The following is a 9,227-nucleotide window of genomic DNA, read 5'->3' as shown; positions in this document are numbered from 1 at the left end:
ATGGAAGTGCGCGAGCTGCTTTCGTCCTACGAATACCCCGGCGACGACATTCCGATCGTCAAGGGCAGCGCCCACCAGGCGATGATCGGTGAGCGCAAGGACATCGGCGAAGATTCCATCCGCGCGCTGATGAAGGCCGTGGACGAATACATCCCGACCCCGGCGCGTGCTGTTGACCAGCCGTTCCTGATGCCGATCGAAGACGTGTTCTCGATCTCGGGCCGCGGCACCGTGGTGACCGGCCGTATCGAGCGTGGCGTGATCAACGTCGGCGACGAAGTTGAAATCGTCGGCATCCGCGACACCAAGAAGTCGACCTGCACGGGCGTGGAAATGTTCCGCAAGCTCCTCGACCGCGGCGAGGCTGGCGACAACGTCGGCATCCTTCTGCGCGGCATCGACCGTGAGGGCGTGGAGCGTGGCCAGGTTCTCTGCAAGCCGAAGTCGGTGAACCCGCACACCAAGTTCGAAGCCGAGGCCTATATCCTGACCAAGGAAGAAGGCGGCCGTCACACCCCGTTCTTCGCGAACTACCGCCCGCAGTTCTACTTCCGCACGACGGACGTCACCGGGACCGTTCAGCTGCCGGAAGGCACTGAAATGGTCATGCCGGGCGACAACCTGAAGTTCGTCGTGGAACTGATCGCCCCGATCGCGATGGAAGAGAAGCTGCGCTTCGCCATCCGTGAAGGCGGCCGCACCGTCGGCGCAGGCGTCGTCTCGAAGATCATCGCGTAAAGCGCGAAGACCGAAACCAACGAAAAGGCGCGCGGCACCCCGCGCGCCTTTTTCATTTCAAGGATCAAGCCATGACCGCCTGCGTTCTGTGTGCCGCCCCCGACGCCGCCCCCCTGACCCTTTCCCCCGGCGACGACGTCGCTTTGCTTTGCCCGGTCTGTGCGGCCGCCCTTTCCGGCGTGATGACGCCCGGCCCGCGCTGGCGTTGCCTTGGCGATGCGGTCTGGGCCGAGGACCCGGCCACCCAGATCGCCGCCTGGCGGCTGTTGCGGGCCTTGCCGACCGAGAGCTGGGCAGTCGACCTTCTCGACACCGTCTATCTTGACCCCGACGTGCAGAAGCGGGCCGAAGCCGGGGGCGCCGATGACGTTCCAAGTGTCGAACATCGCGACAGCAACGGCGTCCTTCTGGCGCCCGGCGATACGGTGGTCCTGATCAAGGACCTGCCGGTCAAGGGAAGCTCGATGGTCGCAAAGCGCGGCACGTCGGTGCGGGGTATCCGGCTGGTGCTGGACAACCCGGACCAGATCGAAGGCCGGGTCAACGACCAGCAGATCGTGATCCTGTGCCAGTACGTCAAGAAGACGTGACCCGGCCACCCACCTTAGTCCGACCAATGTCGCGTTGACGATTCGTCCGAACCGGCCCAACCTTCGCTGATCCACAAGGCCAGCAGGGGGAGGCCAGCCATGTGTCAGATGTTCGCCGGGCAGGACCCGGCACGGTATGAATACGTCACCCGTCGCTTGCGTCTGAACGGCCAGTCCACCAGCATTCGGCTGGAGCGGGCCTTCTGGGGCATCGTCGACCAGATGGCGGCGAAGGACGGGTCGACCACGCCCGCCTTCCTGTCCAAGCTGCATTCCGAAGTGCTGGAACAGCATGGCGAAGCGACGAACTTCACGTCGCTGCTGCGCTGCGCCTGCATGATTCACCTTGGCGAGCTGGATCAGATGGCGCAATCCGGCCCTGCCATCGCCGCCGAATAGAAAATCCGCCTGTAGTATTCACCTACTACCTGCCCCGAAAATTGGTCCGTTAATCTTACCAGATCAACAGGACTTCCGGGGGGACAATGGCCAAGCTGATACACTCGATGATCCGCGTGCTGGACGAGGCGCGGTCCCTGGCGTTCTACGATACCGCCTTCGGGCTGAAAGTCGCGGACCGGCTGGATTTCGACAGTTTCACGCTGATCTATCTGTCCAATCCCGAACAGACGTTTGAGCTGGAACTGACGGTCAACAAGGGCCGGGCCGAGGCTTACAACCTGGGCGACGGCTACGGCCACCTTGCGCTCAGCGTCGACGATGTCGATGCCGAACATGCCCGAATGACGGCGGCGGGCCTGGCCCCGCGCAAGCTTGTCGATTTCGCCCCGGCGGGCAGCGTCATCGCCCGCTTCTTCTTCATCGCAGACCCCGACGGCTACCAGATCGAGGTCCTGCAACGCGGCGGGCGCTATCTCTGAGGAGGGAGACGCGCGCGCTTCGCACTGAAATCAAGGGAGGAAACCATGACGAAACACGATCTTCGGGGCCCCGATCTTCGCGGCCTCACCCGGCGTCAGCTTCTGTCGCGCAGCCTGTCTGCCGGGGCGTTGGCGGTGGTCGGCACCGGCTTCATCGCCGCGCCGAATGCCGCCTGGGCGGTCGAGGTGACGGTGATCACGCCGGAACAGATGGCGACGCTGCTGCAGATGGCGCGCGACATCTACCCGCATGACCAGGTGCCGGACCAGTTCTACGCCGTGGCCGTGAAGGGCTATGACAGCGAAGAGCAGAAGGCGCTGGTGGCCGAGGGTGTCGCAGCCCTTGACGCCGCCGCCAAGGCCGCCGGGTTCGACAGCTATGTCGCCGCGGGATGGGAGGAAGACCGGGTCAAGCTGTTGCAGGGCATCGAGATGACGCCGTTCTTCCAGACGGTCCGCTCGGGCCTGGTGACCGGGCTTTATAACCAGAAAGAGGTCTGGCCGATCTTCGGCTACCAGGGGGAAAGCTTCTCCCAGGGTGGCTACATCGAGCGCGGCTTCAACGACATCGACTGGCTGTGAGGGGGGACGATCATGGCAACGTTTGACAAGAACGACGATCAGGTTGTCGTCATCATCGGCACGGGCGCGGGCGGCGGGGTTCTGGCCAACGAGTTGGCGCAGAAGGGCGTCAAGGTCGTGGCTCTGGAAGCTGGCGGGCGCTATCTGCCCGAGGACTACATCAACGACGAGTGGGAAAGCTTCGGCCAGCTGGCCTGGCTGGATGCCCGCACCACCAGCGGCTCCTGGCGCGTGGCGAAGGACTTCGGCGGGCTGCCCGCCTGGATCGTCAAGGCCGTCGGCGGCACCACGACCCACTGGGCCGGTGCCTCGATCCGCTTCCAGGATCATGAATGGAAGGCGCTGACGACCTATGGCGCAGTGGAAGGGGCGAACCTTCTGGACTGGCCGATTGACGGGGCCGAGATGGCACCGTGGTACGAGAAGGCCGAGACCAAGCTGGGTGTGACCCGCACCGGCGACCGCGCGGGCCTGCCGGGGAACAACAACTACCTGGTGTTCGAGAAGGGTGCCAAGGCACTGGGCTACAAGGAAGTCCACACCGGCCGGATGGCGATCAACTCGGCCGATTACGATGGCCGGATGGCGTGTCAGCAAACCGGCTTCTGCTTCCAGGGCTGCAAGTGGGGCGCGAAGTGGTCCGCCGCCTATACCGATATCCCGGCGGGCGAGGCGACGGGGAACCTTGAAGTGCGCGACCGTGCCCATGTCGCGCGCATCCTGCATGACGACAGCGGCAAGGTCACCGGGGTCGAATACTTCGACAAGGACGGCGCGTTGCAGCTGCAGAAGGCGCGGATTGTGTGTGTCGCCGGGAACTCGTTCGAATCGCCGCGGCTTCTGCTGAACTCGGCGTCCTTGATGTTCCCGGACGGGCTGGCCAACTCCTCGGGCATGGTCGGCAAGAACTACATGCGGCACACGACGGGGTCGGTCTACGCGATCTTCGACAAGCCGGTGCGCATGTGGCGCGGGACCACGATGGCGGGGATCGTCCAGGACGAATCGCGCCATGACCCGTCGCGCGGGTTCGTTGGCGGGTACGAGCTGGAGACGCTGAGCCTTGGCCTGCCGTTCATGGCCGCCTTCCTGAATCCCGGCGGCTGGGGCCGGGGCTTCACCACGGCGCTTGACCATTACGAGAACATGGCGGGCATGTGGATCGTGGGCGAGGACATGCCTCAGCTGACAAACGGCGTCACTCTGTCCGAAACGAAGGACCAGTTCGGGCTGCCTGTCGCCAACGTTCACTTCGACGACCACCCGAACGACATCGCGATGCGCAACCACGCCTACAAGCAGGGTATCGCCATGTACGAGGCCGTGGGGGCGACCCGCGCCTTCCCGACGCCGCCCTATCCGTCCACCCACAACCTGGGGACCAACCGGATGTCGGCGGAAGCCAAGGACGGCGTGGTGAACAAGTGGGGCCAGACCCACGACATCGCGAACCTCTTCGTCTCGGACGGCTCGCAGTTCACCACGGGTGCCTCAGAGAACCCGACGCTGACCATCGTCGCGCTGGCGATCCGCCAGGCCGACCACATTGCCCGCGAGATGAGCGCAGGCAACATCTGACCCCGTGCGGGCCGGGGGGGGCAACCCTTCGGCCCGTCGGAACATTCCGCAGCGCGACCGGTTGCCTTTCGGCCATGAGGGAGACCGCCATGTCGCTTTGGACACGCTACAGTTACGCCTGGATCACGCTGATCCTGTTCCTTGGGGCCTTCATCGGCCACTGGACCTTTGGCTGGTTCGCCTATGTCGACGCGCAGACCCAGCACGGCGCGCCGATCCTGGTGTCGGAATACCTGGTCGAGATGGGCCGCGACACGATGGAGAACTGGCAGTCCGAGTTCCTGCAGATCCTCTGGCAAGTCGGCGGCCTGGCCTTCTTCCTGTTCGTCGGCTCGCCGCAGTCCAAGGAAGCGGATGATCGCTTGGAAGAAAAGCTGGACCTGATCCTGCGCACGCTGCGTCCGGTCGATGCGAGTGACTACATCGCCGAATTCGACCGCCGCTTTCCGGGCCGCGAGACCGGTCCGAAGCTTTAGCGCCTCGCCTGGTCAACCTCGCGCTTGCCGCATCTGCCAGCCAAGCCGGATGCCGGGGTGGGCCTTGATCTGCTCAAGCATCGCCTTGAACGGCCCTCGGGGGACCATGCCTTCGTGCCAGGCCGCCGCCTCGCGCACCCGGCCCATCAGTTTGCCGTCGGTCAGGTCCCCCACCTTTGCCGCCGTCAGCGCGGCTTCGGTCACCGGGGCGACGGTCAGGAAGGCAAGGCCGACCTTCGGCACATGGGCCAGGGGCAGGAAGCAGTCGCGCAGGCGCACCATCTGGGCTGAAAGCCAGGGTTGCACCGACATCAGGTAATCCTGCTGCACCAGGATCGACCGCCCCGGCACCAGCGCCGGGAAGAACTGCTCGGCGATATGGTCGGCCAGCACGGCCCCCTTGGCGGCGTCGACCGACAGGATCTCGATCGGCCCACCCGTCCACTGCTTTTCGCCGATATCGCCCACATGCAGCGTCACTTGGCCCAGCCAGGGCGCGAGGTGCCTGCGGACGACGGGCAGAAGGTCTGCATCATCCGCCTCGGGCAGGGGCTCATCCGGCATGAACCTGGCCCAGAACGCGCGCGAGGAGCGGAAACGGTCGTAGCTGTGGACGTGAAAGCGCCGCCCCGACAGTGCCAGTCCTGAAAGAAGCCGCGCCGCCGAACCCCCGGCATAGGCGCCCAGGTCCACCGTGGCCCCTTCGCCCTGCACCCGGCGGCCAAGCCAGTGATAGAATAGCCGCTCTTCCGGGGTCAGCATGGTCGGAACCCGCGCTGCAGGGCCAAGATCAACCTCGGGCACGGACATCCAGGGCCGTGCGGCGAATTCTGCCAGGATCTTCGAGACGTCTTGCACAGGGCCCTCCGGCGGGCAGAATACGGACCCCGGCGCGTGCTGACCAGACCGCTCCTCGTGCGACTTCGTCTTCTCGTCGCACGGGACGCAGTCAGCGAGGAGCCTTCGCCTTGTCGTCTCCCGCCTTTCGGCAGCGGTCCGAGCAATAGCGCACCGCGTCCCAGTCCCGCTCCCACTTCTTGCGCCAGCTGAAGGGAAGCCCGCAGCACGCGCAGAGCTTCTGCGGCAGTTCGGATTTCTTCCGCATCTTCGGCATCCCGTCCTCCAGACCTTGCCCGCCTGCAAGGTGCACCGCATCCCACAAACGACAAGCCCCGGTCTTTTGCCGGTCGTCAGGATCTGCTACATATCCCTGGCTGCAACAGGAGGCTGCGATGGACCTGACTGTCTGAACCGTTCCGCGAACCGTTCATGAAAGGTCCTGACATGCCGCTTGATCCCGCACTCCGGCACCCTTTGGTGCTTGCCGACGGCACAGCGTTGCCGAACATGGTCCACCTGAATCAGGTGATCGACCACTCCAACATCCGCATCGGCGACTTTAGCTATGCCAACGACTTCGACCCGCCAGACGACTGGGCGGCGCATCTGGCGCCTTACCTCTATCCCGGCGCGCCCGAAAGGCTGGTCATCGGGCGCTTCTGCCAGATCGCGCATGGCGTCCGCTTCATCACCGCCTCGGCCAACCACGCAATGGCCGGCCTGACCACCTTTCCGTTCCCGGTCTTCGATCCCGCCACTATCGAAACCTACAAGGCCAGCTTCACCGACCTGCCGGATACGCACATCGGACATGACGTGTGGATCGGCCACGGCTCGCTGATCCTGCCGGGTGTCCGTATCGGCAGCGGCGCGATCATCGGTGCGGGCGCGGTCGTGACGCGGGATGTGGCAGCCTACAGCATCGTTGCCGGCAACCCCGCACGGCTGATCCGCCCGCGCTTTCCGCCCGAGATCATCGACCGTCTGCTTGCCCTGGCGTGGTGGGATTGGCCGCTTGACCGCATCCGGGCTGCGGTGCCGGCACTTCTGGCGCCCGACCTTGCCGCGCTTGAGGGGCTGGCGTCAGACCGCTGACAAGGGTCGAGGGGCAGCGCTTGCGAGAATCCCTTGACCTCGTGCGCGGCCTGCCGTAACTCGGCCTCCGCGTAGGGGTATAGCTCAGCTGGTAGAGCGACGGTCTCCAAAACCGTAGGTCGAGGGTTCGAAACCTTCTGCCCCTGCCACTTCCCGAACATGACACCTCCAAGGCCGCCTGCGGCCCTGACCCGCTTTGCACCTTGCTCCAAGGCAGCGCCCGCCAGCCTCACCCCCGGCGGGTTGGCGGGCGAAGCCTCCTTTCGCCCGGACCAACCCGTCCCGGCCCCGCGTCTGCCAGCTCCCAAGGCGGGTAGCATCCAAGGCGGGCAGGGGGCGTCAAAAGGTTAACGCTTCGTCACCTCGGTTGGCCAAGTCATTGATTTCATGTCTGGTGGCAAGGTGTCCCACCGTGGGACACCGGCTTTTCCCACCGCCACGCCCCCTGTCTCTTGAATTCTCGCCGCATCCGCCGTATCTCCGCCCTTGACCCTTATTGCCGGAACCCCTGTCATGGCCACCACGAACCCGCTCCAGTTTATCCAACAGGTCCGCTCCGAGGTTGCCAAGGTCGTCTGGCCCGCCCGCCGCGAGGTGGTGCTGACCACGATCATGGTGTTCATCATGGCCGCCCTCTGCGCCACCTTCTTCAGCCTGATCGACCTCGCGATCCGCACCGGGCTGACCGCAATCGTCGGGTCGTGACCGGTTTTCGGCCGGAAGCCTCTTGAAATGACGGCGGGCTGACGATAAGTCCCCCTCAACCAAAGGGACACCGGCGCGCATCGATTCGAGGTGCGCGCTGTTTTTTGTTCCGGGATCAGCAAATGCGGGCCCGGAAAAGTGGCCCCGAAAGATAGGAAGACAAAGACGATGGCGAAGCGCTGGTATTCGGTGAGCGTTCTCTCGAACTTCGAGAAGAAGATCGCCGAACAGATCAAGACCGCCGTCGCCGATGCCGGTCTCGAGGACGAGATCGACGAGGTGCTGGTCCCGACCGAAGAAGTGATCGAGATGCGGCGCGGCAAGAAAGTGACGTCCGAGCGTCGCTTCATGCCGGGCTACGTGCTGGTTCACATGGAAATGTCGAACAAGGGCTATCACCTGATCTCCTCGATCAACCGCGTGACGGGCTTTCTTGGCCCGCAAGGCAAACCGATGCCGATGCGCGATGCCGAGGTGAACGCGATCCTGAACCGCGTCGAAGAAGGTCTGGAAGCCCCGCGCAACCTGATCCGTTTCGACATCGGTGAAACCGTGCAGGTCACCGACGGCCCGTTCGAGGGCTTCTCGGGCATGGTCGAGGATGTGGACGAGGCGCACAACCGCCTGAAGGTCACCGTGTCGATCTTCGGCCGGGCGACGCCCGTCGAACTGGAATTCACTCAGGTCTCGAAAGGGAACTGAGGAACGCGTGGGAGGCGAGCGCCAGCATCCGCTGGTGACGGACCGGACCACTAAACCGCATCCCCCAATTCCGGGCCGGATGCAGTGAAAAAGGAGAAGGCCAGATGGCCAAGAAGATTATCGGCAGCCTCAAGCTGCAAGTCAAAGCGGGCCAGGCGAACCCGTCCCCGCCGGTTGGTCCCGCTCTGGGTCAGCGCGGCCTGAACATCATGGCCTTCGTGAAGGAATTCAACGCGAAGACCGCCGACATCACACCCGGCACGCCCACGCCCGTGATCATCACCTACTACCAGGACAAGTCGTTCAGCCTGGAGTTCAAGACCGCTCCTGCCGCGTTCCTGATCAAGCAAGCCGCCGGTCTGCCGTCGGTCGGCAAGCGCAACCGCACCAAGGGTTCGGTCAAGCCGGGCCACGCTGTTGCCGGTTCGATCACTGCCGCCCAACTGCGCAAGATCGCCGAAACCAAGATGAAAGACCTCAACGCGAATTCGGTCGAAGCCGCGATGAACATCATCCTTGGCTCGGCACGGTCGTGCGGCATCGAAGTGAAGGGCTGAGATCATGGCAAAGCTTGCGAAACGCACCGCCAAAGCGGTTGAAGCCTTCGCCGGCAAGACCAACATCACCGTCGAAGACGCCGTGAAGCTGATCAAGGGCGCGGCTTCGGCCAAGTTCGACGAGACGCTGGAAATCGCGATGAACCTCGGCGTCGACCCGCGCCACGCCGACCAGATGGTCCGTGGTGTGGTGCAGTTGCCGAACGGCAGCGGCAAGACCGTGCGCGTCGCCGTGTTCGCCCGTGGCGCCAAGGCTGACGAAGCCAAGGCCGCCGGGGCTGACATCGTCGGCGCCGAAGACCTGATGGAAACCATCCAGTCCGGCAAGATCGAGTTCGACCGTTGCATCGCGACGGCGGACATGATGCCGCTGGTCGGCCGTCTGGGCAAGATCCTCGGCCCGCGCAACCTGATGCCGAACCCCAAGGTCGGCACCGTGACGATGGACGTGAAAACCGCCGTCGAAGCAGCCAAGGGCGGCGA

14 protein-coding genes and 1 tRNA gene are annotated in these 9,227 nt (G+C 64.4%); 13 read left to right on the top strand and 2 right to left on the bottom strand.

Features of this window, described 5'->3' with window-relative positions; translation table 11 throughout:
* From U1E69_RS01390 to U1E69_RS01360, 7 genes are all read left to right on the top strand, one after another.
* Window positions 1–738: EF-Tu/IF-2/RF-3 family GTPase (locus U1E69_RS01390; protein WP_322242241.1), on the top strand; the 738-nt coding region annotated here is incomplete at its 5' end.
* Window positions 739–809: 71 nt separating this feature from the next.
* Window positions 810–1,328 carry an alkylphosphonate utilization protein gene (locus tag U1E69_RS01385; protein ID WP_322242240.1) on the top strand — a complete coding sequence of 173 codons (519 nt, stop codon included), beginning with the start codon at window positions 810–812 and terminating at the stop codon, window positions 1,326–1,328.
* A 99-nt stretch (window positions 1,329–1,427) separates the two neighbouring features.
* Window positions 1,428–1,727 carry a ribbon-helix-helix domain-containing protein gene (locus U1E69_RS01380; protein WP_322242239.1) on the top strand — a complete coding sequence of 100 codons (300 nt, stop codon included), beginning with the start codon at window positions 1,428–1,430 and terminating at the stop codon, window positions 1,725–1,727.
* Window positions 1,728–1,813: 86 nt separating this feature from the next.
* Window positions 1,814–2,209, top strand: coding sequence for a VOC family protein (locus tag U1E69_RS01375; RefSeq protein WP_322242237.1), 396 nt, complete (start codon window positions 1,814–1,816; stop codon window positions 2,207–2,209).
* A 45-nt stretch (window positions 2,210–2,254) separates the two neighbouring features.
* Entirely contained in the window at window positions 2,255–2,791 is a 537-nt protein-coding gene (locus U1E69_RS01370; protein WP_322242236.1) for a Twin-arginine translocation pathway signal, read from the top strand.
* A gap of 9 nt (window positions 2,792–2,800) precedes the next feature.
* A complete protein-coding gene (locus U1E69_RS01365; protein ID WP_322242244.1) occupies window positions 2,801–4,369 on the top strand; it encodes a GMC family oxidoreductase in 1,569 nt (522 codons plus the stop codon).
* 89 nt (window positions 4,370–4,458) lie between these two features.
* Window positions 4,459–4,845 (top strand): DUF6766 family protein, encoded by a 387-nt coding sequence (locus U1E69_RS01360; RefSeq protein ID WP_322242235.1) that lies wholly within the window; start codon window positions 4,459–4,461, stop codon window positions 4,843–4,845.
* Between the two features lie 12 nt (window positions 4,846–4,857).
* Here U1E69_RS01360 and U1E69_RS01355 read toward each other — a convergent pair whose 3' ends face one another.
* Window positions 4,858–5,703: a hypothetical protein gene (locus U1E69_RS01355; RefSeq protein ID WP_322242234.1), complete on the bottom strand. Its 846-nt coding sequence runs from the start codon at window positions 5,701–5,703 to the stop codon at window positions 4,858–4,860.
* Window positions 5,704–5,794: 91 nt separating this feature from the next.
* On the bottom strand, window positions 5,795–5,959 hold the full coding sequence (locus U1E69_RS01350) for a DUF2256 domain-containing protein (RefSeq protein ID WP_322242233.1): 165 nt from the start codon (window positions 5,957–5,959) through the stop codon (window positions 5,795–5,797).
* 170 nt (window positions 5,960–6,129) lie between these two features.
* Here U1E69_RS01350 and U1E69_RS01345 point away from each other — a divergent pair, with 170 nt between their 5' ends.
* From U1E69_RS01345 to U1E69_RS01320, 6 genes are all read left to right on the top strand, one after another.
* Window positions 6,130–6,780 (top strand): CatB-related O-acetyltransferase, encoded by a 651-nt coding sequence (locus tag U1E69_RS01345; RefSeq protein WP_322242242.1) that lies wholly within the window; start codon window positions 6,130–6,132, stop codon window positions 6,778–6,780.
* 73 nt (window positions 6,781–6,853) lie between these two features.
* Window positions 6,854–6,929 (top strand) — tRNA-Trp (locus tag U1E69_RS01340).
* 364 nt (window positions 6,930–7,293) lie between these two features.
* Entirely contained in the window at window positions 7,294–7,485 is a 192-nt protein-coding gene (gene secE / locus U1E69_RS01335; RefSeq protein ID WP_305568540.1) for a preprotein translocase subunit SecE, read from the top strand.
* Between the two features lie 168 nt (window positions 7,486–7,653).
* Entirely contained in the window at window positions 7,654–8,187 is a 534-nt protein-coding gene (gene nusG / locus U1E69_RS01330) for a transcription termination/antitermination protein NusG (RefSeq protein WP_305568541.1), read from the top strand.
* Window positions 8,188–8,291: 104 nt separating this feature from the next.
* Window positions 8,292–8,744, top strand: coding sequence for a 50S ribosomal protein L11 (gene rplK / locus U1E69_RS01325; RefSeq protein ID WP_305568542.1), 453 nt, complete (start codon window positions 8,292–8,294; stop codon window positions 8,742–8,744).
* Between the two features lie 4 nt (window positions 8,745–8,748).
* Window positions 8,749–9,227 (top strand): 50S ribosomal protein L1 (locus U1E69_RS01320; RefSeq protein ID WP_322242231.1); only part of this gene is annotated, 479 nt, incomplete at its 3' end.

This window comes from Tabrizicola sp., from assembly GCF_034366665.1.
Lineage (GTDB): Bacteria > Pseudomonadota > Alphaproteobacteria > Rhodobacterales > Rhodobacteraceae > Tabrizicola.
Note: the sequence above shows the minus strand (reverse complement) of the source record. Positions and strands in the feature narration are given on the sequence as shown.

Bases quoted from the DNA above. Each gene is read 5' to 3' on its own strand.
- U1E69_RS01380 (WP_322242239.1), top strand. From the start codon at position 1,428: ATGTGTCAGATGTTCGCCGGGCAGGACCCGGCACGGTATGAATACGTC.
- rplK (WP_305568542.1), top strand. From the start codon at position 8,292: ATGGCCAAGAAGATTATCGGCAGCCTCAAGCTGCAAGTCAAAGCGGGC.
- U1E69_RS01385 (WP_322242240.1), top strand. From the start codon at position 810: ATGACCGCCTGCGTTCTGTGTGCCGCCCCCGACGCCGCCCCCCTGACC.
- U1E69_RS01370 (WP_322242236.1), top strand. From the start codon at position 2,255: ATGACGAAACACGATCTTCGGGGCCCCGATCTTCGCGGCCTCACCCGG.
- U1E69_RS01350 (WP_322242233.1), bottom strand. From the start codon at position 5,959: ATGCCGAAGATGCGGAAGAAATCCGAACTGCCGCAGAAGCTCTGCGCG.
- U1E69_RS01375 (WP_322242237.1), top strand. From the start codon at position 1,814: ATGGCCAAGCTGATACACTCGATGATCCGCGTGCTGGACGAGGCGCGG.
- secE (WP_305568540.1), top strand. From the start codon at position 7,294: ATGGCCACCACGAACCCGCTCCAGTTTATCCAACAGGTCCGCTCCGAG.
- U1E69_RS01345 (WP_322242242.1), top strand. From the start codon at position 6,130: ATGCCGCTTGATCCCGCACTCCGGCACCCTTTGGTGCTTGCCGACGGC.
- nusG (WP_305568541.1), top strand. From the start codon at position 7,654: ATGGCGAAGCGCTGGTATTCGGTGAGCGTTCTCTCGAACTTCGAGAAG.
- U1E69_RS01360 (WP_322242235.1), top strand. From the start codon at position 4,459: ATGTCGCTTTGGACACGCTACAGTTACGCCTGGATCACGCTGATCCTG.